Source organism: Corallococcus terminator (genome assembly GCF_049194865.1).
Lineage (GTDB): Bacteria > Myxococcota > Myxococcia > Myxococcales > Myxococcaceae > Myxococcus > Myxococcus terminator_A.
This window is the reverse complement of sequence record NZ_JBLZWL010000096.1, coordinates 76824-103745: the sequence shown is the minus strand read 5'-3', so window position 1 is coordinate 103745 and position 26922 is coordinate 76824. Positions and strand designations below refer to the sequence as shown.

General features: G+C 68.1%; 18 protein-coding genes. 10 read left to right on the top strand and 8 right to left on the bottom strand.

The genetic code is table 11. The features are described from left to right. Positions 1–14: 14 nt before the first annotated feature. From ACN469_RS29495 to ACN469_RS29470, 6 genes are all read left to right on the top strand, one after another. Complete coding sequence (locus ACN469_RS29495) at positions 15–914, top strand: sigma-70 family RNA polymerase sigma factor (RefSeq protein ID WP_498773160.1); 900 nt, start codon at positions 15–17, stop codon at positions 912–914. Between the two features lie 258 nt (positions 915–1172). Beyond that, entirely contained in the window at positions 1173–2408 is a 1236-nt protein-coding gene (locus ACN469_RS29490; RefSeq protein ID WP_498773158.1) for a S8 family serine peptidase, read from the top strand. A 60-nt stretch (positions 2409–2468) separates the two neighbouring features. After that, complete coding sequence (locus ACN469_RS29485; protein WP_498773156.1) at positions 2469–4325, top strand: Hint domain-containing protein; 1857 nt, start codon at positions 2469–2471, stop codon at positions 4323–4325. Positions 4326–4456: 131 nt separating this feature from the next. Continuing rightward, complete coding sequence (locus ACN469_RS29480) at positions 4457–8149, top strand: choice-of-anchor A family protein (RefSeq protein WP_498773154.1); 3693 nt, start codon at positions 4457–4459, stop codon at positions 8147–8149. A 47-nt stretch (positions 8150–8196) separates the two neighbouring features. Beyond that, on the top strand, positions 8197–12255 hold the full coding sequence (locus ACN469_RS29475) for a M36 family metallopeptidase (RefSeq protein WP_498773152.1): 4059 nt from the start codon (positions 8197–8199) through the stop codon (positions 12253–12255). 96 nt (positions 12256–12351) lie between these two features. Continuing rightward, a complete protein-coding gene (locus ACN469_RS29470; RefSeq protein WP_498773150.1) occupies positions 12352–13533 on the top strand; it encodes a M23 family metallopeptidase in 1182 nt (393 codons plus the stop codon). 31 nt (positions 13534–13564) lie between these two features. On the opposite strand, the gene ACN469_RS29465 is transcribed toward ACN469_RS29470, so the two are convergent. Beyond that, positions 13565–14155: a TIGR02265 family protein gene (locus ACN469_RS29465; protein ID WP_498773148.1), complete on the bottom strand. Its 591-nt coding sequence runs from the start codon at positions 14153–14155 to the stop codon at positions 13565–13567. A 218-nt stretch (positions 14156–14373) separates the two neighbouring features. Then, positions 14374–14496 carry a hypothetical protein gene (locus tag ACN469_RS29460; RefSeq protein WP_498773146.1) on the bottom strand — a complete coding sequence of 41 codons (123 nt, stop codon included), beginning with the start codon at positions 14494–14496 and terminating at the stop codon, positions 14374–14376. Between ACN469_RS29460 and ACN469_RS29455 the strand changes: the two genes are divergently transcribed. The 4 genes from ACN469_RS29455 (at position 14495) to ACN469_RS29440 (ending at position 19966) form a co-directional block, all read left to right on the top strand. Further along, positions 14495–16909 carry a glycogen/starch/alpha-glucan phosphorylase gene (locus ACN469_RS29455; RefSeq protein WP_498773144.1) on the top strand — a complete coding sequence of 805 codons (2415 nt, stop codon included), beginning with the start codon at positions 14495–14497 and terminating at the stop codon, positions 16907–16909. The two genes, ACN469_RS29460 and ACN469_RS29455, sit on opposite strands and share 2 nt — an antisense overlap. Further along, positions 16906–17382: a YybH family protein gene (locus ACN469_RS29450; RefSeq protein ID WP_498773142.1), complete on the top strand. Its 477-nt coding sequence runs from the start codon at positions 16906–16908 to the stop codon at positions 17380–17382. Before ACN469_RS29455 ends, ACN469_RS29450 begins: the two co-directional genes overlap by 4 nt. Positions 17383–17703: 321 nt before the next feature. Further along, positions 17704–18810 carry an esterase/lipase family protein gene (locus ACN469_RS29445; RefSeq protein ID WP_498773140.1) on the top strand — a complete coding sequence of 369 codons (1107 nt, stop codon included), beginning with the start codon at positions 17704–17706 and terminating at the stop codon, positions 18808–18810. An 82-nt stretch (positions 18811–18892) separates the two neighbouring features. Further along, a complete protein-coding gene (locus tag ACN469_RS29440; protein WP_498773138.1) occupies positions 18893–19966 on the top strand; it encodes a hypothetical protein in 1074 nt (357 codons plus the stop codon). Between the two features lie 27 nt (positions 19967–19993). Here the strand turns inward: ACN469_RS29440 and ACN469_RS29435 are convergent, their stop codons facing one another. The 6 genes from ACN469_RS29435 to ACN469_RS29410 form a co-directional block, all read right to left on the bottom strand. After that, positions 19994–20752, bottom strand: coding sequence for an iron ABC transporter ATP-binding protein (locus ACN469_RS29435; protein WP_253994661.1), 759 nt, complete (start codon positions 20750–20752; stop codon positions 19994–19996). Then, on the bottom strand, positions 20749–21729 hold the full coding sequence (locus tag ACN469_RS29430; protein WP_498773135.1) for an iron chelate uptake ABC transporter family permease subunit: 981 nt from the start codon (positions 21727–21729) through the stop codon (positions 20749–20751). Before ACN469_RS29430 ends, ACN469_RS29435 begins: the two co-directional genes overlap by 4 nt. After that, positions 21713–22675 carry an ABC transporter permease gene (locus ACN469_RS29425; protein ID WP_498773133.1) on the bottom strand — a complete coding sequence of 321 codons (963 nt, stop codon included), beginning with the start codon at positions 22673–22675 and terminating at the stop codon, positions 21713–21715. Before ACN469_RS29425 ends, ACN469_RS29430 begins: the two co-directional genes overlap by 17 nt. Positions 22676–22687: 12 nt before the next feature. After that, positions 22688–23695, bottom strand: coding sequence for a siderophore ABC transporter substrate-binding protein (locus ACN469_RS29420; protein ID WP_498773131.1), 1008 nt, complete (start codon positions 23693–23695; stop codon positions 22688–22690). Positions 23696–23864: 169 nt separating this feature from the next. Then, positions 23865–24869 carry a hypothetical protein gene (locus ACN469_RS29415; protein ID WP_498773129.1) on the bottom strand — a complete coding sequence of 335 codons (1005 nt, stop codon included), beginning with the start codon at positions 24867–24869 and terminating at the stop codon, positions 23865–23867. Between the two features lie 72 nt (positions 24870–24941). Then, positions 24942–26894, bottom strand: a complete 1953-nt coding sequence (locus tag ACN469_RS29410; protein ID WP_498773127.1) for a M3 family metallopeptidase — start codon at positions 26892–26894, stop codon at positions 24942–24944. Positions 26895–26922 lie beyond the last annotated feature (28 nt).

Genomic DNA, 26922 nt, shown 5'->3' with positions numbered 1-26922 from the left:
AGGAGGGAGGGGGATTGGAATTCGCAGCGTTGTTCCTCGCGCGCGTGGGCCTCCACGGCGAAGGGGCCATGTCCCCAGAGCGGCTCGAGCACCTGCTGCTCCGCTGCTGGCGGGCGGGGTGCGAACAGTGGCCCGACATCCCCCTGAGCGCCGACAGCTTCATCCTCCACCTGGCCACGCACTTCCCACGGCGGGCTCCCGGGGAGGACGTGGAGCAGTTGCTCTCCCAGTTCGTCCCAGGAGACCTCTTCCTCGCCTGCGCCTGCGCGGAGGGCCTCCCCATGGCGCTCGCCGCGTTCGAGCGACACCACATGGCGTGCCTGCCGTCGGCGCTCGCGCACATGCGGCTGTCCGCCACGGTGCTCGACGAGGTCCGACAGCGAGTGCGGGAACGGCTGCTGGTGCGCACCGACAGCGCACCGAGGATTTCGGAGTACTCGGGCCGGGGCACCCTGGCCAACTGGGTGAGGGTCGTCTCCCTGCGCATGGCCTTGAGCCTGCTTCGAAAGAATCACGATGAAGGCGCGGTGGGGGAGGCCCTCCTGGAGCTGCTGCCCACCCAGGGCGCCGACCCTGAAATCACGGCCATCCAGCGGCGCTACCGCGACGAGTTCCGTCAGGCCCTGGAAGAGGCCTTCGCCACCCTGCCCAGCGAGCACCGGTACCTGCTCCGGCTCCACTTCGTGGACCACCTCTCCACGACGAAGATCGCCACCCTCTTCGGCGTCAATCAATCCACCGTCTCACGGTGGCTCCAGAGCGCGCGGCAGGCCGTCCACGACGAGACCCGCCGACTCCTCAAGGAGCGGCTGGACCTCTCCTCCCAGGAGTTCACCAGCGCGCTCAGGAGCGTGGAGAGTCAAATCAATCTCAGCCTCAGCCGCATCCTCAATGAAACTATTCACTCCCAGTGAATCATTGAAAATCACCGCATAGGTCGCCGCTGGCGTGCGTCTTTAGCTCGCGAACATCGAGGTGAGGCGAGGCCCCGCTCATCCGTCGCGAGCGGAGAAGACATGCGGTCCCGAGAGCCCCACCCCCACCGCGTTCGTCGAACGAGAGCCTGGCTCCTGTCCGTCTTCGCATCGCTCGCCCTGGCGGGGAGCGGCGGCTGTGAGTCCCAGACGCAGTCACCAGCGCCCCAGCCAGACACTGGCACTTCGCGCGAGCTCGTGCGCCTGGGGAGGTCGCCCGCCGAGCTGCGCATTCCTGGCGAATACATCGTCCGCTTCTCCGAGGGCATCACCGGGACGTCCATCCAGGCGGCGGCGACCCAGGTCGTCCGAGCGGGGGGAGCGAACGCGCTCCTGCACCCGTACTCCATCATCCCGGGGTTCGCCGCCCGGCTGGACGACACGGAGCTTGCCCGGCTGAGGAGAGACCCGGGCGTGGCGTCCATCGACGAGAACCGGCGGGTCTCCATCAGCGGCCTGGTGCCCAGCCCCTCGGATGGCATTGACCGCGTGGACCAGCGCCAGGGCCACGACGGCAGCTACGAAGACCATGGCAGCACCGGCATCGGGGTGCATGTCTATGTCCTCGACACCGGCCTCAACGCGGAGCACATCGACTTCACGGGGCGGATAGGCCAGGGGTTCACCTCCATCCTGGACGGGTGGGGGACCGACGACTGCAACAGCCACGGCACCCATGTCAGCAGCACCATCCTGGGCACCCTCCATGGAATGGCCAAGGAGGCCACCCTCCACCCCGTGCGGGTGCTGCGCTGTGACGGCAAGGGCGGTTGGGCTGGCGTCATCGCCGGGCTGGATTTCGTCGGGACGCACTGCCCCGTCCAGGATGGACCCTGCGTCGTCAACATGAGCCTGAGCGGCCCCAGCTATGCGCCCGTCGACGCGGCGGTAGCGAACCTGGTGAGTCGGGGCATCACCGTCGTGGTCGCCGCGGGCAATGACGACGAGGATGCCTGCAACTGGTCCCCCGGGCGCGTGCCCACGGCCATCACCGTCGGGGCCGTCGACGACGCGGACACGCGGGCGGACTTCTCCAACTGGGGGACCTGCGTGGACCTGTTCGCGCCAGGCGTGAGCATCCTCGGCGCGTCCATCGGTGACGCGGTGGCGACCCACGTCGACGATGGCACCTCCATGGCCAGCCCCCACGTCGCGGGAGCCGTGGCCCAGTACCTGAGCATCCATCGCCAGGCCACCCCCGCCCAAATCGCTCTCAACCTCAAGGGCGCGGCGACCCTCGACTGCGTGTCCGACCCCCAGAACTCACCCAACGTGCTGCTCTTCAGCGACCTGCAGCAGGGCAACTTCATCTGCGCCCCCACGCAGGGCAGCTGCGTGGGGCTCTGCGGAGCAGCCTCGGAGGGCTGCTTCTGTGACTCGGGCTGCGCGCGGTTCAACGACTGCTGCCCGGATTACGCCCAGGTCTGTGAATGACGCGCGCGCGTCCCTGAAACCTTGTCAGCAGTCTGAAGCGGAGGAGGCACCATGATGGGAATGCGTCGTTTTCTGATGATGGGTTGCACCACGGGCCTGGCGTTGCTGTCGTCGGGCTGCACGTCGGCGCCACGGGACGAACAGGTGGCGAACTTCGGCCGCACCCTGCAAGGCTTGGGAGACGCCTCGCGGCTGACCAAGGCCGAGTGGGCCACGTATCAGAGTGACCAGGGCTACCTGCACCGCATCGCGAAGCCCGACGTCCGCATCCGACTGAACCTGGCGGACCCGGCGCAGTACCGCTTCGCGCTCGCGCGACTGAAGCTCGCCGGCAAGACGCCCGCGAACTCTCCCTACCTCTTCGAGGCCATGGAGACGCGGCACCGCGAGCACGTGGCCCTGGGCTACAAGCCGGGCCTGCTGCCCCTGGACAAGAACGTCGCGGAGAACTCCGTGGCGCGACAGGAGCAGCACGCCATCATCATCGCCAGCGCTGGCGAGGGCACCGACATCGCCAACGATGGGCTCGGCACCTCCCTCTCCTCGTTTCCAAACGGCTCCTTCTACACCTATACGGACACCACCTATACGGACACCACCGGGTTTCCGCTGGGCGAGCTCTCCTGGAGTGAGGAGTATGACCAGGGAACGAACGTGACGGCGAACGCCCTGGGCGACCTGTCGCTGACGCGGCTCACGCGCTACCGCATCGCGTCCTACAAGGTCGAGGACTCGGTGGAAGGCTTCCAGGACTCGTATCTCTTCAAGGAGGTCGGCTCCGAGGTCGAAACGGATGTCAACCAGGTGCCCCGCCTGCACACCCCCGTCATCCTGGCGCCGCTGGATATCAAGAACAACGACAACATCATCTCCATCTGCCTCAATCGCACCTGGACCAACGACTGCGACTATGACCTGACTGGCAACGACCAGTCCGTCAAGTTGCCGCTCCAGGGCAGCGTCGCCATCAAGAGCGACCACATCTTCGACGCCGCCGCCATCAATCAATACAAGGCCGACCTGAACAACAACGTGGCGCGTCCCGACTCCGGACACATCAAGCTCATCCTCGCCAAGGCGGGCGGCGGGTGCGATGTCACGGACGCCAATACCCTGCAGGCCAGGATGGGCCAGTTCTGGAACCGGGTCAGCCTGAGCACGGACAAGAAGACGCTCTCCTGGGACCTGACGGAGACGAACGCCGCGTTCTTCGACGACGGCTGCCGCCTGGTGCAGGACTCCGTCACCCTGACGGCGCAAATCACGCTGCCGCTCCAAATCACCTCGGGCCCCACCACCAAGAAGGCCCAGTCCTCCATCACGCTGACCAGCGACCCCGCCTCTCGGCAGCCCTATAAAATCAAGAGAATCATCATCACCAACAGCTGCCTGGCGGCCGGGACTGAAATCGAGCTGGCCGCGGGCAAGGTCGCGCCCATCGAGTCCGTCAAGGCGGGTGACCAGGTGCGCAACCCGCACCAGCCCGCGCTCACCGTCATGGACACCGCCATTGGCGTGGAGGCCGTCCCCATGGTGCGCATCCGCAGCGAGGCGGGCCGCTCCCTGCTGATGACGGAGATGCACCCCATCCAGGTCCTGGCGCGCGGCATGGTCCAGGCCAAGGCCCTGAAGAAGGGCGATGTCGTCATGACCAGGACGGGCCCCAGCAAGCTCGTCGAGGTCAGCCGCGAGCCGTACGCCGGCAAGGTCTACAACGTCAAGGTGGGCTCGGACGCGGAGAAGCTGGCGCTCGCCGCGGACCAGACCGTCGTCTACGCCAACGGCTTCGTCGTCGGTGATGGCCAGATTCAGCAGAAGTACGAGTCCATCGCCATGACGCGCAAGGACGGCGACGTGCTCGCCCACCTGCCCAAGAAGTGGCACCGCGACTACCAGATGGCCGCCCGGCGCAAGTAGCACCCCCGCAGGGCCACTGTCGTTCAAGGCACCGGCCACCCAGTGGGCAACCGCTGGGTGGCCGTGCCCGTTTTCGCCCACTGAAGCTCGCCTCCCCCGTCCCACCTGCTCAATGCAACGGAGTGAACCTGATGCAGACGCGCAACGTTCTCCTGCTCCCATTCGTCGTAGCGCTCGCCATGGCGTGTGGTGAGGCCAGTCCCCCGCCACCCGACAGCGGACAACAACACCCCCAGGGGTTGCGCGCGGAGGCCAGGGCGGAGCGCCAGCGGGCAGCGAGCCGGCGATTGGTGACGGCCACTGCCGGGGCCACGCTCGCCACGGCCACCGAGCTCGTCGCCGCGCTGGACCTCCCCGCGGGCTCGGTGACCAGCGCCACGCTGACGGCGCCCGCCGCGGACGTCGCGCTGGTGTTCCCCCAGTTCGGAGACATCAAGCCCCGGGCGGGAACCACGCTGGCGGTCCTGAGCACCGGCCTCCTCGACCAGGCCCCCAACCAGAACACGGTCCTCACGAACGCCGCCGAACCCGGCACGGACTTCGCGCCCTCGGGAACCGCCGGGGACGTCGTGACGCTCCGGCTCACCTTCAATCTGCGCGCTGGAATCTCCCGCCTGTCTTTCCACTACCGCTTCCTGAGCGCGGAGTCCCCCGACTTCATCGGCAGTGAATTCAATGATGTGTTCCAGGCCCGGGTGACGGACGCCAATGGCACGCGGGTGGTCGAAGAAGTCACGGTGAACAGCGCCCACTTCTTCGATGTCTCCCACACGCGCGCGAAAGACACCGGGTTCGACCTGTTCGCGGACGACCCGGCGGATGTTGATTACTTCCCCGTCACCTATTCCGGCATCCCGATATTCCCGGACGCAGGCATCACCAACTACAAAATCGTCAACGTGCCTGTCCAAGGCGGTGGCCCCCTCACCCTCGAGTTCTCCATTCAAGACCTCGGGGACGGAATCCTCGACTCGGCGGTGCTCCTGGACAACGTCGCCTTCACGAGCCTCCAGGTGGTCGACCCGAACGAAGACCTCATCCACAGGGGCTCGCGCTCGGTGGAGCAGGACCCGGTGCTGCTCACGGACGAAACGAAGGGCGCCAACATCCGCGCGGTGGTGGCCGACGGCGCCACCCAGCTCGTCGTGCGCTCCAAGGTCTCCGGCCCGGGAAACATGGTGTTCTCCCTGCCGGGAGGCGCGGGGCTCCCCAATGGCGCGCTGAGTGCCATCGGCAGTTCCACGCGCGGCGACTCGGTGTCGGTCCCCGCCGTGCTGGTCGGCACGAGCTACTACGCGCTGGCGCTGTACACGAGCCCCGAGGACTTCAACGACGGAGCCTCCGCCGCGCTCGCCAGTCGGGTGACGAACCTCTTCGCGGCCTTCACTCCGACGGGAGGGACGCAGGCCACGGAGTTCCTCCCGCTCACCCTGGTCCGCCCCCCGCTGGTCGTCATCCACGACATCTGGTCAAGCTGCACCGCCTGGAAGGGCAACGCACTCATCTACGACAGCACCCTCTTCGACATCACCTGCGCCGACTACTCGCACTCCAACGCAGCGGGCATCGACACCCCGGAGAACAAGGACGTCTTCGCCAGAGCGGTCGATGAGGCCCTGACAGAACACCGCCACGACAACGTCGCCGTCACCCAGGTGGATGTCCTCGCGCATGGCATGGGAGGGCTGATGGCCCGCAAGTTCGTCGACCGAGGCAACTACCGCGACGACTCGAACTTCGATAAGGGCTCCCTCAACCGGCTCATCACCATGAACACCCCCCATGTGGGCGCGCGCATCGCGGACAAAATCGTGGAGATGCGAGAGTACGTGAAAACACTGCCAATTCCCGCCAATGGCACTGAGTTGCCTATCACGACCCTCAACAACACCCTGTTCGATGTCGACATCCTCATCGACGGGACGCTGGGCGGCGCCATCGATGACCTCCGGACCCAGAGCCTGACCATCAACAGCATTCAGGACACCCGGGTCCCATCGCATGCGCTGGTCGGCACCCAAGGGAACACCATCGCCACAAACACCGCCTTCCCGATGCTGCTCCATCCCATCAATGTCTTGTACAGGAATCTGCAGGGCCAATACCCAAGCCTCACCGCGGCCAGTCGGCAGAGGTTCATCCTGGCGAAGAAGGATGCGGCCACGAACACCAGGAGCGGCATCTTCTGCGACGACCCATACGACCTGTTCCTCGCCGAGGCAGACCAACAGGGTGGTTTTCCCACCACCGCCATCACCGGAATTCCCGTCAGTGACAGTCCTACCGCGGGCGACCCAAAGAAATACAGCGATCACTTCAGGTCCATGAAGAATACGACCTACAATAATCGCGTCATCGAGTTGCTCAACAGCCCCGTCTCCAGCAACTTGTTCGCCGCGTCCATCATCTCTCCGAGAAACGTGACGCGGGAAACCAGTTGCCCGCCCAGCGTCGCGCCTTTCGAGGCGCCCCTCCCGCCCCGACAAGCCAGCCCCCTGTTGACCCCCCAGAGCCTGCAAATCGTCTCGCCCGCCCCTGGCACGCCCGTGGCTCCGGGCAGCCGCGTGACAGTGAGCGTGCAGGGCATCAATGGCTTCTCCCCGCAGAGTGTCTACGTCACGGGCGGCGGGCAGGCGGCCTTCATGGACGTCGCCCCGTTCACGACCCAGTTCGAGGTTCCGCCGCATGCCATGGGCACGGTGACACTCAGGGCGCTGGGGTTCGATGCGGCGAGCAACTCCGCGCAGTCCGCGTCCATCAGCCTGCCCGTCGTTTCCTCGGCGAGGCTTCAGTCCATCTCGGTCATCAACCGTGACACCACCCTTCGCGGCGAGGGTGCCATCCGGCGCCTGGTCGTGCTGGGTCACTATGATGACGGGGTGACGCGAGACATCTCCTCGCCAGCACTCGGCACCATCTACACGACCTCCAACCCCGCCATCGCCACGGTGACCATGGGGGGAACCGTGACTTCCCAAGGAGAGGGGCTCGCCACCATCGGCATCGGGAACGGAGCAGCCCACACCAGCATCACCGTGCACGTCGACGACGGCAGCATCGGCCATTGTCTGGATGTCCACCTCGCGGACCACAACCTCTACGTCCTGGGAGACTACCGCGACGGCTTCGACGTCGGAGGGCAGGTGGCCGCGGGCGGCAACATCCTCCTCAAGAACTTCCAGGTCGGCTGGAGGCTCCCCGCGACGGAGGCCACCAACGTCCTGGTCGCGGGCGGCAACCTCACGCTCCAGAACGGCACTGTCTGGGGCAACACCCGATATGGCGCGCAGCTCTTCCCCAGCGGCTCCGTCGTGGTGAACCGTGGCACGGCGGCCCGGGGCACGCCCATCGACTTCAACGCCCGCTTCGCCACGCTGCGCGACCTCTCCACCCGCCTGAACAACCTGCCTCGCAATGGCACCACCGTGCGCGCGCCCTTGGGAGGCATCCTGCTTAGCGGCGCCGACGCCAGGTTGAACGTGTTCAACATGGATGCCAGCATCTTCACCGGCGCCACCCAGCTCTCCCTGGACGCACCCGCCGGCTCCCTGGCTGTCATCAACGTCCGCGGCCCCACGGCGAACCTCGCCAACTTCGGACAGACCTTCGCCGGAGGCATTGACGAGACAGGCGTCCTCTTCAACTTCCCGGACGCCACCACCCTCACCGCCAGCAACTACAACCTCCGCGGCACGGTCCTCGCGCCCAACGCCAACATCAATTTCCAGAACGGCAGCTGGAAGGGGGGCATCTACGCCCGCTCCCTGACAGGCAATGCTGTTGGCCATATCAGCCGCTTGCGGGATACTACCATCTGCCATTGAGGTCTGGAGTTCCCGTCAAGGGAAGGCAGTGAACCCGTGGGGGTCAAGTGGGCAAGAGTCTTCTGAGCAGTGTCTCCATCGTGGTGTGTGCCCTGGCGATAGGCGCGGGGTGCGCGGTGGAGGTCCCCCCGGGAGCTGCTCCCGACGCGCGTGAGCAGGTCGGGAGCACCACGCCGTCCCCTTCCGTCGCGGTCGTCTCCCGCGACGTGAAGGGAGGCACCCCGACGATGGTGTGGGCCGAGCGCGCTCCGTCGCGCTCGCGCTCCCCCCATGACACCCCCGAGGAGGCCGCGCGAAGGTACCTCGAACAGCAGGCGTCGCTGTATGGATTGTCCCCGGCCGACCTGCGCGCGGCGTATGTCCATCGCGTGCACGAGCTGGAGCGCGGTGGGTTCATCGTGTTCTTCAGGCAGCGCGTCGCGGGCCTGGAGGTGGTGCGCAATGAGCTGAAGGTGCTCATGACCCGGGACCTGGGGCTCGTGGGCCTCACCGGCCACCTGAGTCGCGGAGTGGAGCGCGCCCTGCAACGGGCCGATGACACCCAGGCGCTCTCCCGGCTCCGCCAGTCTCCCGGCGAGGCGGTGCTGCGCGCCCTGGAAGACCTGTCTGGCCAATCCCTGGCGGGCGAGGTCCGCGAGCGGAACCACACCCGGGCGGGTGCGGCGCTCTTCGACTTCGTGCCCGCCAACGTGAACAAGGGCGCTGGAGTCTCGCTGGTGACTCCGGCCCAGGTCCGCCAGGTGTACCTTCCCGTCAGCGGGCAGCTGCTCCCGGCGCACTCGGTGGAGCTGCTCTCCGAACGTCCGGGTGATGAACACCCGCAAGGGTATGGCTATCTCCTGCACACGGAAGATGGCCGCGTGCTCCATCGCCGCAATCGCATCTCACATGACGTGTTTTCGTACCGCGTCTGGGCGGATTCCCAGGGTGTCCCGCTGGACAGTCCACAGAGCGACTACTCTCCCCATCCCACGGGCCTGCCGGACGGGCAGGAGCCCGGCTTCACCTCTCCGAGCCAGGTCTTCGTGGACGGACTGGTCCACCCCGCCCCCTCGTTGACGGTGGATCCGTGGCTGCCGGCGAACGCGACGCAGGCCCGGGGCAACAATGTCTGGGCCTATGCCGACCACTACAGTCCGGACGGCTACTCCCAGGGGCCCGCGGGGAACGACGTCCAGGCGCTCCTCCCAGCCGGCACGCGAGACTTCCCCTATCAGTACGACCCCGACCTCCAGCCCCTGGCCTCTCAATCACAGACAGCCGCGGCGGTGGTCCAGCTCTTCTACACCACCAACTGGCTGCACGACTATTACTACCGCGCCGGCTTCAATGAGCTCGCGGGCAACGCCCAGGACAACAACCTGGGGCGCGGCGGATATGAAGGAGACGCCCTGCGGGCCGAGGCCCAGAACCAGGGGCCGGATGCCAGGGCACGCAACAACGCCTTCGCCTACGTGCCTCCGGACAGCCTCCCTCCCCGGCTGGAGTTCTATCTCTGGGAGACGCCCGAGGTCCGCTCGTTCACCGTCGACGGCACCTCCTACTCCACCGGCAAGGCGACGTTCGGCGCGCGCGACTTCACCCAGGAGGCGCTCCTCGTCCTCGCGGATGACGGCCAGGCGCCGAAGGAGGACGGCTGTCAGCCGCTGGTGAACGGCAACGCCGAGGGCGCCATCCTCGTGGTCCAGCGAGGCACCTGCACGGACGAGCGCAAGGCCCTCCACGCGGAGCTGGCCCACGCGGCGGGCCTCATCGTCATCAATCACATCCCAGGGGCCCCCGCGCCCACCCTCTACGAAGGGGACCCGGCGCCCAATCCCACGCTCCCCGTGCTGTCGCTCTCCCACGCGGAGGGCCAGGCACTCAAGGCACGGCTCGCCCAGGGCGCGCTGCGCGGTGACATGCGGCGCGTCGCCAGCATCGAGCGGGATGGCACGCTCGACAACACCATCGTGGCCCACGAGTGGGGGCACGTGCTGTTCCATCGGCTGGCGGATTGTGTGACGGCGCAATGCGACGCCATGAGTGAAGGCTGGAGCGACTTCACGGCCCTCCAGCTGATGGTCCGCGAGGAAGATGACCTCGACGGCACGTATGCGGTCGGCGGCTATGCGGCCCAGGCCCAGGGGCAGAGCCCCTACTTCGGCGTCCGCCGCGTCCCGTACTCACGGACGGCGACGAAAAACGCGCTCCGGTTCCGGCACATCGCCGATGACTTCCCCCTGCCCGACACCCACCCGGTGCGCGCCAATGGGGTGGAGAACTCCGAGATGCACAACGCCGGAGAGGTCTGGGCCAGCATGCTCTTTGACGGCTACCTGGCCCTGCTCCAGGAGAGCCGAGGCGCCTCGCCGCGCATCCCCTCGTTCGCCGAGGCCCAGCGCCGCATGGCCCGCTACGTCGTCGCCGGCATGGAGGCGGCGCCCATGGACGCCACCTTCACGGAGCAACGGGACGCGCTGCTCATGGCCGTGGCGACCGAGGACCTGGAGGACATGCTCCTCCTGGCCCAGGCCTTCGCCCAGCGCGGCGCTGGGAGCTGCGCGGTGGCGCCTCCTCGTGACTCCGTGAGCTTCAGCGAGCTCGTGGAGGCCCAGGACGTCCAATCCGACCTGCGGGTGGAGAGCGTCCAGCTTCGTGAGGGCAGGCGCTCGTGTGACAAGGACGACGGGGTGCTCGATGCCGCGGAGGTGGGTGACATCGTGGTCAAGCTCGTCAATCACGGCCCGGCCGCCGCGACGGGCGCGAGCGTGAGCGCCTCCAGCAACGAGCCCGCCTTGTTGTTCCCCGGGGGAGGCACCGTCTTCGTGGACGTCGTGGAGCCGTTCTCCAGCAAGGAGGTGCTGATTCCCGTGGAGCTCGCCGCGTCCCTGGTGGGGGCCCGCACCGCGCTCTACGACGTCGTCCTCGACATCCCCACCTCGTGCCAGCCCTCCAGCACGGAGCAGCGCACCGCCCAGCTCAACTACGACCTGGCCCCCTCCGTGACGGACAAGGTCGAAGGCCACAGGACGGTCTGGAACGCCCAGGTGCTGGAGGGCGGAGCGGACCAGGCCTGGCGCATCCAGGACTCGCCGCGCGTTCAAGGGGAGCGCCTCTGGTTCGCGCAGGATGCCTACGACTTCGCGGACACGGCGCTGGAGACGCCCGCGCTCGAGGTCCCCTCGGGTGGGCGGCTCAGCCTGACCTTCGAGCACCGCCACTCCTTCGCCTACCGCATCAACGAGCACACCGGCGTGGTCCGCTACTGGAACGGCGGGGTCATCGAGTTCCGCCGGAGCACCGATATGGAGTGGAGGGACGTTCGCGAGCTGGTCACCGTGGCCTACTCGGGAACGCTCGACACACAGACCGGCAACAACCTGGGCGGCAGGCTGGCGTATGTGGCGAGGAACCCCTCCTGGCCCAACACCAACACCGTCACGCTGGACTTCGGCACGAAGCTCCAGGGCACCACGGTGAAGCTGCGCTTCCGGCTGGGCTCGGCCGTGGCGCTCTCGGCCCACGGCTGGGAAGTCGACAACATCACCGTCCAGGGGGCCACCCAGCCGCCCTTCCTGAAGCTCGCCGAGGACGTCGGCACCTGCCATCCGAAGGCGCTCGTCGGGGGCGAGCAGACCGTCTTCAGTGGGGACCCGGTGACGCTGGAGGGCTCGGGGAGCACCGACCCGAACGGCGACACGCTGACATTCTCGTGGGCGCAGCGCTCGGGGCCTCCGGTGACGCTGCTCGGCGCCGACACCGCGCAGCCGGACTTCACGGCGCCCACCGTGGCGCTGGACACGGAGCTGACGTTCGAGCTGACCGTCAGCGACGCGGACTTCTCCGACTCCGCGGTGGTGAAGGTCATCATCCGGCCACGGCCCGTCGTCGTCGACGCGGGACCGGACCCCGAGCCTGAACCCGACGCGGGGCCGGACCCCGAGCCCGAACCCGACGCGGGGCCGGACGCGGGGCACGACTCCGGCCGCGTGCTCCAGCCGCCCGAGCGCCCGGGGCAGGACACCGGCTGCACGAGCATCGGGGGCGGAGGCACGGGCCTCGCGTGGCCGTTGGGACTGCTCGGCGCGCTGCTGCTCACGGCCCGCCGCCGACGCCGGAGCTGACGACGGAGCGAAGCAGCCGGGCAGGCAGGCACGGGAAAAACCAGAGCCGCCAGTTGGGCAGGGGCACGGGTGTCCACTACACTCGCTCCCCGCCCCATGCGACTTGCCCCCCTCCTCGCCCTGGCCGCCCTGCTGACTGTGTCCTCCTCCTCGGAGGCCGCCGTCCGGTACGACATCAAGAACCGCCGGATTGAACCGCGCCAGACGTTGGCGGGCGCGCTGCATGAGGCCCAGCTACCCGACGCCCAGGTGACAGCGGTCATCTCCGCACTGGAAGGCGTGTTCGACTTCCGCAAGTCCCGCGTGGGGGACCAGCTCCGCATCGTCCTGCGCGACGGCGAGCTGGACTTCTTCGACTACCGCCAGAGCCTGGTCGACGAGTGGCAGGTGCGCCGCGACGGCGAGAAGTACGTGGGCAGCAAGCGCTCCATTGAAGTGGAGAAGCAGGTGTCCGTCGTCTCGCTCGAAATCCAGACGTCGCTCTACGAGGCGGCGGTGGACGCGGGCGAGGACCCGGCCATCGGCATGGTGCTGGCGGACGTGTTCGCCTGGGACATCGACTTCTACCGCGACGTGCGCAAGGGCGACACCGCCCGGGCCCTGGTGGAGAAGTTCGTCTCCAAGGGCCGCGTGCTGCGCTACGGCGAGGTGCTCGCCGCCCAGTACCAGGGAGGCCTCGTGGGCCCCAAGAAGGTCTACCGCTACGTCCTCCCGGACGGGCAGCCCAACTACTTCCAGTCGGACGGCGCCAGCGCGAAGAAGACCTTCCTCAAGAGCCCGCTGAAGTACGCGCACGTCACCAGCAAGTTCGGCTCGCGCTTCCACCCGGTGCTCCAGTACCTGAAGAACCACAACGGCGTGGACTACGGCACGCCCATCGGCACGCCCGTGTGGGCCGTGGCGGACGGCACCGTGACGCAGGCGGGCTGGGCCGGCGCGGCCGGCAACATGGTGGTGTTGCGCCACGCCAACGGCTTCGAGACGCAGTACATGCACCTGTCGAAGCTGGGCGAGGGCGTGCGCGCGGGCGCCCGGGTCAGCCAGAAGCAGGTCATCGCCTACTCGGGCAACACCGGCCGCTCCACGGGGCCACACCTGCACTTCGGCATGAAGCGCGGCGGCGGGTACACCAACCCGCTCAACCAGCAGTTCCCCCGCGCGGACCCGCTGCCCAAGACGCTCCTGCCGGACTTCCTCGCCAAGGCGCAGGACCTGGCCGGACAGATGGAGGCCGTGTCCGTGGCCGCCGTCGCCGGGCAGGCCCCCGCGGCGCCCTGAGCCTTCTTCGAGGCAGGGCAGGCACGGCGGACTACTCCCAGACGATGTCGTAGTCCGCCGCGAAGTAGCCGTGCGGCGTGCCCACCACGGTGCCCTTGCACTGGATGGCCTTCAGGGCCTCCTGGAGCACGCCCTCGTGGAACTGCACCGGCTGCATGTCGCCGTGGAAGGACAGGCGCACGTGGCGCTCCGTCACCACGGTGTAGTCCCGGCGCCCGTAGCTCACCAGCGTGGAGTACGCGGTGGGCGCGTTGGACAAGAGGCGCTTGGGGTCGCCCTTGCCAATCAGCCGCGTCAGCGTCTGGCCCACCGTGGAGGAGAAGAAGCCCGTCACCGCGGCGGCACCACACGCGCGCACCGCGTCCTCCTGGGTGCTGAAGCGCCCCGCCTTCTCGAGCGCCTCCGACGTGGCGTACAGCAACCGGATGGCGTCCACGGCGGAGTACGAGAAGAAGTCCACCGGGGAGCGCTTGAAGAGCGGCTCCCGCAGCCGGGCGGCCGTGTCCGGACCCAGCTGCCTCTCCGCGAGCGTCAGCACCGCGTTGAAGATGAGGCCGCGGACCGTGTCTTCGGGCCGCACCAGCGCGAGCCGCTGGTCCAAGTCATTCTTCGGGAAGGCCATGAGCGTTGATTTCTACATCAAACCGGCCGCTCAAGGGCGCCCGTTCCACGCGCGCGCTGTGGGAAAGCGGGCGGATGGACACACGTCCCGCATCGCTCCTGGACGTCCCAGGTCCTTGCCAGGGAGCATCCACCCCCTTCCTGGCTCCGCGCTTTCCCATGCGAGGTCCGCCAAGGCTGCGATACCCTGACACCCCGCATCACCCTTCCCACCCGAAGTCACACCCGGATGGAGACCTCTCGCGACATGGCCTCTCCCGCCTCTGCTTCTCCGCAGCCCCGTCCCTCGGCGTCGACCTCGAACGACGACAGCGGTCGTACCGGGCGCGACGCGACGTCCATGCGCCGCTCCTTCCTGGACCACGTGCGCTACTCGCGCGGGAAGAACTACGAGACCTCCACCGCGCATGACCGCTTCATGGCGCTGTCCCTCGCGGTGCGCGACAGGCTGGCGGACCGCTGGGTCCGCACCGCGCGCACGTACTACGAGAAGGACGTCAAGCGCGCCTACTACCTGTCCGCGGAGTACCTGCTGGGGCGGGCGCTGGGAAACAACCTGCTGAGCCTGGGCATGCACGACGCCGCGTCCGAGGCCATGCGCGAGGTGGGGGTGGACCTCACCAACCTCCTGGAGATGGAGCCTGACGCGGGCCTGGGCAACGGCGGCCTGGGGCGGCTGGCGGCGTGCTTCCTGGATTCGCTGGCGACGCTCGGCTACCCCGGCATGGGGTACGGCATCCGCTACGAGTTCGGCATCTTCACGCAGGACATCGTCGACGGCTACCAGGTGGAGCGCGCCGACGAGTGGCTCAAGTTCGGCAACCCGTGGGAGATCGTCCGGCCGGAGAAGGCGGTGCCGGTGCGCTTCTTCGGGCGCGTGGAGCACCACCAGGGCCCGGACGGCAAGCCCGTGGCGCGCTGGGTGGGCGGCAAGACGGTGGTGGGCGTCCCCTACGACACACCGATTGCGGGCTACCACAATGACACCGTCAACACCCTGCGGCTGTGGCAGGCGCGCGCGTCCGAGGAGTTCGACCTGCTGCTCTTCAACGCGGGCGACTACGAGCGCTCCGTCGTGGAGAAGAACGACTCGGAGGTCATCTCCAAGGTCCTCTATCCGAACGACGCGTTCCAGGCGGGCAAGGAGCTGCGCCTCAAGCAGCAGTACTTCTTCGTCGCGTGCTCCATCGCCGACATCGTCCGGCGCTACCTGAAGAACCACACGGACTTCAGGGACTTCCCCAAGAAGGCGGCCATCCAGCTCAACGACACGCACCCGGCCATCGGCGTGGCGGAGCTGATGCGCGTGCTGGTGGACGAGAAGCGGCTGGGCTGGGAAGAGGCGTGGTCGATTACGCAGGCGGTGTTCGGCTACACCAACCACACGCTGCTGGCGGAGGCGATGGAGAAGTGGCCCGCGACGCTGTTCGAGCGGCTGCTGCCCCGGCACCTGGAGCTCATCTACGAAATCAACCAGCGCTTCCTGCGCCAGGTGCAGATTCGCTACCCCTATGACCAGGAGAAGCTGAAGCGGATGAGCCTGGTGGAGGAGGGCCCGGAGAAGAAGATTCGCATGGCCCACCTGGCGGTGGTGGGCAGCCACAGCATCAACGGCGTGGCCGCGCTGCACACGGACCTGCTGCGCCGGGACGTGCTGCCGGACTTCGCGTCCATGTATCCGGAGCGCTTCAACAACAAGACCAACGGCGTGACGCCGCGCCGGTGGCTGGCGTGGTGCAACCCGCGCCTGTCCCAGCTGATTACGTCCCGCATCGGCGAGGGCTGGGCGACCAACCTGGACAAGCTGCGCGAGCTGGAGCCGCACGCGGAGGACCCCGTCTTCCGCAAGGCGTTCCGCGAGGTGAAGCGCGCCAACAAGGAGGACTTGTCCAACCACATCCGGGACATCCGCTCGGTGCGGCTCAACCCGGACGCCATCTTCGATGTGCAGATAAAGCGCCTGCACGAGTACAAGCGCCAGCTGCTGGACGCGGTGCACATCGTCGCGCTGTGGATGCGGGCGCGCAGGGACCCGAGCACCATCATCCACCCGCGCGCGTTCCTCTTCGGCGCCAAGGCGGCGCCGGGCTACCACCTGGCGAAGCTGACCATCCGGCTCATCAACGGCATCGCCGAAGTCGTCAACAGCGACGCGGGGACGACGGGGCTGCAAGTCGTCTTCGCCCCCAACTACCGGGTGAGCCTGGCCGAGCGCATCATCCCCGCGGCGGACGTGTCCGAGCAGATCTCCACGGCGGGCATGGAGGCCTCCGGCACGGGCAACATGAAGCTGATGCTCAACGGCGCGCTGACGCTGGGCACGCTGGACGGCGCCAACGTGGAGATTCGCGAGGCGGTGGGCGACGAGAACTTCTTCCTCTTCGGCCTCACCGCCGACGAGGTGATTGCCCGCAAGCGCGCCGGCTACCGGCCGCGCGACGAGTACGAGAAGAACCAGGAGCTGCGCGAGGCGCTGGACCTCATCTCCACCGGCTTCTTCTCTCCGGAGGACCGCGCCCTCTACAAGCCGCTGGTGGACAGCCTGCTGGAAGAGGACCGCTACCTGGTGCTGGCGGACTTCGCGGCCTACGCGGCGAAGCAGGACGAGGTCGTCCGCGTCTACCAGGACACCGAGAACTGGACGCGCAAGTGCGTCATCAACGTGGCGCGCGCCGGCATCTTCTCCTCGGACCGCACCATCAAGCAGTACGCGGAAGAAATCTGGCGCATCCAGCAGACGCCGGTGGAGCCGTGAGCCAGAGCCCCCCGAAGCCCGCTGGAGCGACGGGGGGCGACCCACTCCGGGACGCGCTGATTCAGCGCGTCCTGGACTTCACCGACGCCTTCAACCGCGATGACCTGGACGCGGTGATGGGCTACTTCGCGCCGGACGCCCTCTACGTGACGTTCGAGGGCAAGCACTGCCGGGGCCTTACGCAGGTGCGCGCCGCCTTCGCGCCGCAGTTCCGGGGCGACTTCGGCCGCATCCGCTTCCTCACGGACGACGTGGTGGTGGACGCGGCCTCCGGCAAGGTGGTGCTGAGCTGGCGCTGCCAGCACGAGCTCACCCGCGCCCCCGGCCCCCGGCAGTGGCTCTACCGCCTGGCGTACGGCAGGGACTTCGGCTGGTACGGCGTGGATGTCCTGCACTGGGAGGGCGGCCTGCTGCGCGAGAAGCGCACCTACGCCCAGGCGGGCCTGCCCCGCGTCGTGCGCGGCAAGCCCTGACGGGCGTCCCGTGTCTCTCTCGCGAGCCTCGAGTCGCGACGCGACGCGCAATAATTGACGCATTGATACAGCGCAGCGCGCAATCACAGACAACGCAGTGCGCCACCAGACAGACGACTCGTCCCGTAGGGCTGACGCGACGCGACGTATTGACTCTGGAATCAATCCTGAGGCACTGATCTCTCGTTCTTCGGGATTCGCTCGGTTGTGGGGATGGGCTGAGTCGCCGCAGGGGTGCCTCCTCGTGAGGCCGGCTCCCGAGGTTCTGTTCCGACGTGCATCGGTTGCAGCAGGCGTTCCTCCCAAAGACAGGAGTCCCCCATGAAGCAACAGCCGCTGTTCCTTGCAGTCCTGACGCTCGGTGTCCTGGGCGTCGTAGGCCCGGCCACCGCCGCGGAGAAGACCACCTACCCCGTCGTGTTCGCGCACGGCCTGGGCGGCTTCGACGACATCCTCGGGTACGACTACTGGGGAGATGACTACGGCACCTTCGTGGGCGACCCGTGCAACGAGCTGTTCGAGGTGTCGTGCAACGACGGCCTGAACAGCGGGCAGCGCGCCTTCGCGGCGGCGGTGGCGCCGGTGCAGAACTCCGACGTGCGCGGCCTGGACCTGGCCAATGACGTGGAGGGCTTCATGGCCACCGCGGGCTCGTCCTATGTGAATCTCGTGGGCCACTCGCAGGGCGGCTTCGACGTGCGCAAGGCCGCGCGCGTGCTGCGCGAGCGCAAGGGCTACACGGTGGTGAAGGCGCTGGTGAGCGTGTCCTCGCCTCACCGCGGCTCGCCGGTGGCCAAGTACATCCTGGACCTGGGGCCCGGCATCACCAGCGTGCTGGACGCGCTGTTCCGCCTCTATGGCGACATCGTCTACGCGCCGGGCAATGACGGCTACGCGGCGGTGAAGGCGCTCATCTACAACGACGCGGACGCGAACGACGGGAAGACGACGGGCGCCAAGGCCTTCAACATCGCCAACCCCATCAACGCGTCCTACGCGTCCCACTACGCGTCGCTCATCACCGCGCAGCAGGGCTTGAGCGTGAATCCCGCGCTGTGGTTGGTGCGTCAGTTCCTGTTCGACATCGACGGGGACGGCTACTGCGTGGATGACTGCGACAACGACGGCGCCTGGGGCAAGGGTGACGGCAACAAGGCCGAGCAGGACGACGACGGCCTGGTGGGCATCAACTCGCAGCAGATGGGCTACCGGCTGCGCTACACGGAGCGCCTGGGCTCGGACCTCATCGCCCAGGACTCCGCGCTGGGTTACGTGTCCAACATCAACGCGCCCAGCTCGTTGCAGTCGACCTCCATGTCCAGCGTCATCAACCAGGACCACCTGGACGTCATCGGCCTGGGGCCCGACACGTTCAGCGAGATGGAGTTCTACGCGGCCATCATCGACTACATCGCGAAGGTCGACTGACCCCGCGCTGAGCCGTTCATCGCCGGGAGGGCCGTCACCTGGCCTCCCGGCGTTCTTCACCGTGCCCACAGGGAGTTGATGCATGCGACAGCGAACGAAGGTCTTGCTGGTGGGCGCGGTGGCGGTGGCGTGCGGGGTGCTGGGCTGGGGACTCGTCAGACCCACCGGGGCGACGGTCCCGGTCGCGACACCCGCGACGACGCCCGCTCCCCCGGGAGCCGCACCGACGACACCTGGCACAACCAGCCCCTCGGCCGTCACGCCGCCTCCGGTGATGCCCGCCCCCGTGCCGGCGCGCGGTGCCGGGGATGAGGAGCTGGAGGCGTTCGCGACGTCCCTGCGCGAGAAGTACGGGGCGAAGCTCCACGAGCCGTATCTCCAGATACGGATGGTGGAGGAGCTGATGCGCTTCTTCCAGGAGCGCTTCCCGGACCGCTGGGAGCAGGAGCTCTTGGCCTTCCTCAAGGCGAACTTCCCTGAGCACTACGACACGCTGGCGGCGATGCTGCGCAACCGCGTGGACTACGAGAAGTGGGTCAAGGACAGCGACTCGTACCTGCGGGGGCTGACCGACACGCAGCGCCGGGCGGCGACGTGGGACGCGCGCCACCGCCTCTTCGGCAAGGAGAACGCCGAGCGCATCTGGGTGTCGGAGCGGAAGAACCAGGCCATCGCGGACACGCTGCGGACGCTCGGCGCGCAGGAAGGCGTGAGCCTGGAGAAGAAGCTGTCCACCTACAAGGAGCGCCTCCAGGAGGTGCACGGGGAGCAGGCCGCGGCCTACGTGGAGCGCCACCAGCAGGAGCTGATGAACCGCTTCCTGGACCTGCCCTCCGTGCAGACGGACCTGGGCGCCATGCCGGCCGACGAGCGCGCCAAGAACCTGCGCGCGGTCCGCAAGGAGATGGGCCTGGACGACGAGGCGCTCCAGCGCTGGGACGCGTTGGACCAGAGCCGGGACTCGCGCTGGGACGCGGGCGCGAAGTACATGGCGGAGCGGGAGGCGCTGGCGAAGGAGCTGTCCGGAGAGGCGCTGGAGGCGAAGCTGGTGGAGCTTCGCGCGCGCTACTTCGGCGGTGAGGCGGAGACGATTGGTCAGGAAGAGGCCGGTGGCTTCCTGCGCTTCGCCCGCCCCCGTGTGTGGGGACGCAACTGACGGCGCCCCAGGGCCCGGCCGGCCCCGTCAGCGGTAGTGCGTGGCAATCCAATCGCCATTGATTTGCTGGATGGCGATCTCCAAGTCATAGACAGCCCGCAGCACGTCCGGCCGCATGATGTCCTCCGAGCGCCCCTGGAACGCGACCTTGCCGTCCCGCATCGCGATGAGGTGGTCGGAGTAGCAGGACGCGAAGTTGAGGTCGTGCAGCACCAGCACGAAGCTCTTGCCCAGCGTGTCCGCGGCCGTCCTCAGCTGCTTCATCATCGACACCGCGTGCTTCAAATCCAGGCCGTTGAGCGGCTCGTCCAGGAGGACGTAGTCCGTGTCCTGGCAGAGCACCATGGCCACGAAGGCGCGCTGGCGCTGGCCTCCCGACAGCTCGTCCAGGAAGCGCGCGGAGAGCGCCTCCAGGCCCATGTGCTGGATCGCCCGCTCCACGTGCTCCTGGTCCTTCACCGTGGGCCGCCCCTTGGAGTGGGGGTAGCGGCCGAACGTCACCAGCTCGCGCACCGTCAGCCGCGAGGTGAGGTGGTTGTCCTGACGCAGGATGGCCAGCCGCTTGGCGAGCACGTCTCCCGGCGTGGTGACGACGTCCAGCCCATCCACCAGCACGTTGCCGGAGGACATGGGCAGCACGCGGGAGATCATCGACAGCAGCGTCGACTTGCCCGCGCCATTCGGGCCGATGATGGAGGTGATGCCGCCCACGGGCAGCCGCAGGGAGACGTCGTCCACGACGAGCGTCGTGCCGTAGCGCTTGGTGACGTTCTTCGCCTCGATCATCCCGGGGCCTTCCTCATGAGCATCGTGATGAACACCAGCCCTCCGACGAACTCGATGATGACGCGCGGATTCGTGTCGAACGCGAAGACGTGCTCCAGGACGACCTGCCCCGCCACCAGGGCCACCGCGGCGACCAGCGCGGCGGCGGGCAGGATGAGCGCGTGCTTGTACGTGCGCACCACCGCATGGGCCAGGTTGGAGACGAGCAGGCCGAAGAACGTCACCGGCCCCACCAGCGCGCTCGACACGGAGACGAGGATGGCCACCAGCACCAGGATGAGCGCCACCGTGCGCTGGTAGTCCACGCCCAGGTTGATGGCCGTCTCCTTCCCCAGCACCAGGACATCGAAGATGCGCAGCATCCGGAAGCCCAGCACGGACACGCCCAGCGTCACCAGGAACGAGACGACGAGCAGCTCCTGGTCCGGGTTGTTGAAGCTCGCGAAGAAGCGGTCCTGGAGGAAGATGAACTCGTTGGGGTCGATGAGGCGCTGGAGGAACGACGACAGGCTCCGGAACAGCACCCCCAGCACCACGCCCGTCAGCAGCACCAGGTGAAGGCTCCTGCGCGCGCCGCCGAACAGCCCCCAGTACAACACCCCCGAGAAGGCCACCATGATGAGGACCTCCACGCCGAACAGCAGCCGGGGGTCCAGGTTCACCACCGTGCTGGAGCCCAGGAAGAAGAGCAGGCACGTCTGGATGAGCACGTAGAGATTGTCGAACCCGAGAATCGCGGGCGTCAGCACGCGGTTGCCCGTCACCGTCTGGAAGAGCACCGTGGAGACAGCGATGGCGTAGCCCACCAGCAGCGCCGTCGCCAGCTTCCGCCCTCGGAACGGCAGGACGAAGTCCCACTGTCCGCCCACGTCGATGAGCATGAACAGGGCCGCGCAGGCCGCCGCCACGCACCCGAGGATGAGCAGGGTGCGCTCGGGCCGCCTCACCACCACGAGGCCGTCAGCCGACACGGGCATCCCTCCTCAGGAGGAGGAAGAGGAAGAGCACGCTGCCAATGACTCCGGCGATGGTCGCCCCCGGGATTTCGTACGGGAAGCGCACCACGCGGCCGATGATGTCGCAGAGCAGGACGAAGCCCGCGCCACCCACCGCCACCCAGGGAATGGACCTGCGCGCGTTGTCGCCCATGAACAGGCTGACGACGTTCGGCACCAGCAGCCCCAGGAAGGGAACCATTCCCACGGTGACCACCACCATCGCGGTGACCAGGGAGACGATGACCAGCCCCAACGCGACGATGCGCGAGTAGCGCAGTCCCAGGTTGGTGGTGAAGGACTCCCCCATGCCAACGACGGTGAAGCGGTCCGCCGCCACATAGGCGCCCAGCGTGAGGACCAGCGTCACCCAGAGCAGCTCGTAGCGACCGCGCAGGACGGTGGAGAAGTCTCCCGTCTTCCACGCGTTGACGGACTGGAGCAAATCGAAGCGATAGGCGAAGAAGGTCGTCACCGAATCGAAGACGCTGCCCAGCACCAGGCCCACCAGCGGAACAATGAGCACCGAGCGCAGGGGGATGCGCTTGAGGATGAGCAGGAACAGCGCCGTCCCCGCCAGGGCGAAGCAAGCCGCGACGAGCATCTTGCCGAGCACGGGGAGCTGCGGGGCCAGGGCCGTGGCGGCCAGCACCCCCAGGCTCGCGGACTCCGCCGACCCCGCCGTCGCGGGCTCCACGAAGCGATTGCGCGCGAGCATCTGCATCAAGAGCCCCGCCACGCCCAGCGACGTACCGACCAGCATGACGGCCAGGAGCCGGGGGATGCGGCTGATGACCAGCACCTGGAGGGCACGCTCATCGGGACTCGGCGAGAAGAGCGAGTTCCACGACACGTTGCTGACGCCAATGAACAGACTGACCAGGGCCAGCAGGGCGATGACGGCGGCGGCGGCGATGAAGCGTTTCACGACCCGGACAGCCTACCGGGCTCGCGCTGCGTAGGCTTCCTCAATCTGACGGCGCAGGGCCTCCACCGCCTGGATGCCACCTCCGATGAGGTAGGTGGTCATCGGGTCCAGGTAGACGACCTGCCCCGACTTCCAGGCCGAGGTCTGCTGGACCAGCTCGTTGTCGAGCACCTGCTGCGCCCCACCCCGCTGGCCCATGCCCGCGTCACGGTCAATCACGAAGAGCCAGTCGGGGTTCTTCTCCCGGATGAACTCCGAGCCGATGACCTCGCCATGCAGGGACGCGTTGAGCCCCTCGGCGGCGACGGGCACGCCGAAGTCGCCGTGGAGGACGCCGAAGCGCGAGCCCGGCCCGTAGGCGCTGATGCGGCCTCCGGTGACGAGGACCACCAGGCCCTTGCCCCGCGTCGCCGTCGTCTCCTTCAGCTTCGCGATGGACGCGCGCAGGTCGGCGACGAGCGCGCGGCCCTTCTCTTCCTTGTTGAAGATGCTCGCCAAGAGCTCCGTGTTGGCCACCACCGTGTCGATGTAGTTCGTCCCGCTCATCGGCAGGTCGACGGTGGGGGCGATCTTCGACAGGTTCGCGTACTTCGCGCTGGAGCGCCCCCCGGTGATGATGAGGTCCGGCTTCGCGGCGTGGAGGGCCTCGTAGTTGGGCTCGAACAGCGTCCCCATGCGCGGGTACTTCGCGTCGGCGAACGGCGCCAGGTGGTGGGGGAACTGCTCCCCCGCCACGCCGAGCACGTTCACTTCCAGCGCCTGGAGGATGTCCAGGGCCGCCAGGTCGAAGACCACGACGCGCTGGGGATTCAGCGGGACGACCGAGGTCCCCTGGACATGCTTCACGGTGCGGCCCTGCGCGGCGGGCACAGCGGCCTCGGGTGCCTCGGCGGCCTGGGCCACCGGCGCGGACGACGAAGCGCCGCGCTGGAACGCCACGACGCTTCCGACGACGGCCAGCAGGGCAACGACACCGAGAATCGCGAAGAGGGGAACGGGACGCCTGTCAGGTGTGCTCACGGTTTCATCCAGCCAGTGCGCGCGCGAACGGAAGCGAAGGGCGCGGGACGGCGCGGCCTCACATAGCAGCCCGTGCGGGGGCACGCACTACTTGATTCTGCAAATCAATATCGACATGTAGGACCAAGGAGGATGACGGCCACCGCGCGGCCGGGGAATCAGGCTCCGCTCACGGCTGGGCCTGCCCCGTGTAGTAGGCCTTCTTGATGAGCCGGCCGCAGAGCACGGACTTGCCGGAGGGCGTCTGCTCCGCGGGGGTGCTGGCCGTCTGGCCCACCGCGCCCAGCAGGTCTTCCCGGGCGACAATCAGGTACGTGGACTTGTCCTTGGACACCCACGGGTAGAAGCCGAACAGGCCCGGGCTGCTGAAGCCCCCGCTGTCGGCCGCGCCGTCGTCCGGCTCCGCCCAGTGGGCGAGCGAGTAGCGCGCCGGCTCGCTCGCGAACCACGGGCTGTAGCCGGTGTTGCCGCAGGCCGGTGAGGCGCAGACGCTGGAGGTGCCCAGCAGGGCGCCCAGCTGCAGCGAGCCCGTCATGAGCGCGCGCAGGAACTTCGCGTACTCCGTGGCGCTGGCCCGGCCTCCTCCCGCGAGGTTGACGTTGCCATAGGAGAGGTTGAGCGGCAGGCGGCTCTCCAGCGCGGAGGCCAGCGCGAGCGTGCCCGAGGCGCCCAGGCCCATGGCGTAGTCGGCGTGCGCCTCCAGGTGTCCGGGCTGGTAGACGAAACGCGTGGGCGTCGCGGGGCCGTAGCCGGACAGCGGCCCGGTGATTCCACTGCTCAGGTTGCAGCCGTGGACGGTGGTGAGCAGCGCCCTGCAGGCCGAGGCGCCCGCGGCATCGAGCAGGGGCGTGGTGCTGGTGAAGTTCAGGAAGGGCAGGTCGCCGGGCAGTGGCGCGCCGCCGCGAACCTCCGCCACGTACGCGCCATACAGCCACTTCGAGGCCGAGGCGAGGCTCAGCACGCTCCCCGCCAACGGCGCGAGCAGACCGACCGCTTCGCCGACGACCTTCCCGCTCGCGTCCCCCACCTCCCAGTAGAAGGGCCGCACGTCCCCGCAGGCGTTCTGCGTGGACCGCGCCGTCTGCCTCGCCGCCTCGAGCTGCTGCGGGGTGGGCTGCGCGAAAGCCATCGCCGCGCTCAACATCACCCCGGCTGCCACGATTCTGTTGTCCATGGTCGGTGACTCCCTCCACGCCCATCCTTCTTCAGGGCGTGGGGGAGCCGCCAATGGACCTTGGGACAATGCTCACGCCGCCTTGTTCAGCCACGCCTCGTACGCGGTGTAGTCGTAGTCGCGACCCAGGAAGGCGTGCACCAGCTTCGCCGCGTCGTCCGAGCCACCCGGCTCCAGCACCGCGCGCCGGTACGCCTTCGCGGGCTCGGGGGACAACATCCCCTCCTTCTGGAACACGGTGAAGAGGTCCTTCGCGATGACCAGCGACCACATATACGTGTAGTAGTTGGACGAGTACCCCTCCAGGTGTCCGAAGGACAGGTGGAAGTACGTGCCCTCCACGTAGGGGAACGGCGTGTACGTGCCCTGGAGCTCGCGCACCAGCGAGGTGGCGTCCAGGCCCGCCGGGTCCCTCCGGTAGATTTCCAGGCTGAGCGCCGCGTAGAACATCTGCTGGCGCACCCACAGGCCCTTGCCGAACTCCTCCGCGCGGCGCATCCGCGTCACCATCTCCGCGGGGAGCGGCTCGTTCGTCTGGTAGTGCTTCGCGAAGGTCTGCAGGCTCGCCGTGTCGCGCGCCCACTCCTCCAGCATCTGCGACGGCGCCTCCACGAAGTCCCACTCCGTGCGCACGCCGGACACGCCGGCCCAGCGCGTGTGGCCGCCGAAGATGTGGTGCAGCAGATGGCCGAACTCGTGGAGGAACGTCTCCACGTCGTCATGCTGGAGCAGCGCGGGCTCCGTGCCGGGCTTGGGGAAGTTGCACATCAGCACGCCCTCCGGGAGCCGCCGCCCGGACTTGCCGCTGGTGAGCGTGAACTGCGCCGCGTGCTTGTACTTGTCCGCGCGCGGGTGCATGTCCAGGTAGAAGCGGCCCTTCACCGCGCCGCCCTCCAGCACGTCGTAGGCCTCCACGTCCGGGTGCCACACCGTGGCGTCCTGGATGCGCCGGTACGTCACGCCGAACATCCGCGCCGTCAAATCCAGCATGCCCTGCTTCACGCGCGTGTACTCGAAGTACGGCCGCACCGCCTGCGAGTCGAAGGCGTACTGCTCCGCCTTGATGCGGTCCTCCAGGTACGCCTGGTCCCACGGGTCCACGCGCGCGGCGTCGGGCACGTCGCGGCGCTTGCGCTCCAGGAGCAGCCCGTAGTCGCGCTGCATCCGCGCGCCGGACGCGTCCGAAATCTTCGCGATGAAGTCCGCGGCGGCCTGCTCGTCGCGAATCATCTTGTCCTCGGTCGCGAAGGCCGCCCAGTTGCGGTAGCCCAGCAGCGTCGCCAGCTCGTGACGGCGCGCCACCATGCGCTCCAGCACGTCCGTGTTGCTGGGGTGTCCGCGCATGCGGAAGGCCCGCCACATCTGCTCGCGAGCCTTCGCGTCACGCGAGTACGTCATGAAGGGGATGATGTCCGGATAGTCGGTGGTGATGCTCACCTGGCCGTCCGCGCCGGGAGGATGGGCGCGGACATAGTCGTCCGGCAGCCCGTCCAGCGCGGCGGGCGGCAGGGACACGGCACGCGTGTCCTGGAGCATGTTGCGGCTGAACTCCTGGCCAATGCGGACCAGCTCCTCGTTGAGGGCCTTCACGCGGGCGCGGGTGGCGTCGTCCCGGTCCACGCCGGAGCGGCGGAAGTCGCGCAGCACCTTCTCCATCCACTTGCGCGTCTGCGCGTCCTGGCCGGAGAGGTCCAGCGACGCGAGCACGTCGTAGACACCCCGGTCCATGCGGATGTCGGTGGCGAGCGTCTCCAGCTCCTGCTCGGCGGCCTCGGAGGCCTCGCGCATGGCGGCGTCCGGGTGGGAGTGCCGCGCGACGCTCGCGCGGGCTCCCGCGTCATCGAGCGAGGCCATGGCCTCGTCATACAGCTCCAGCACCTGGACCACGTCGAAGGGGGCGCGAAGCGCCTTGAGGCGGGCGATTCCGGCGCGGGTGGCCTCCATGGCGGCTTCGCCGGAGCGTCGGAACTCCGCGGGCGGACAAGTGATGAGGCGGACGGCGTCGGGGACAGGCGTTTCAGGCACGGGCTGCTCTCCTGGGCGTGCTGACGGG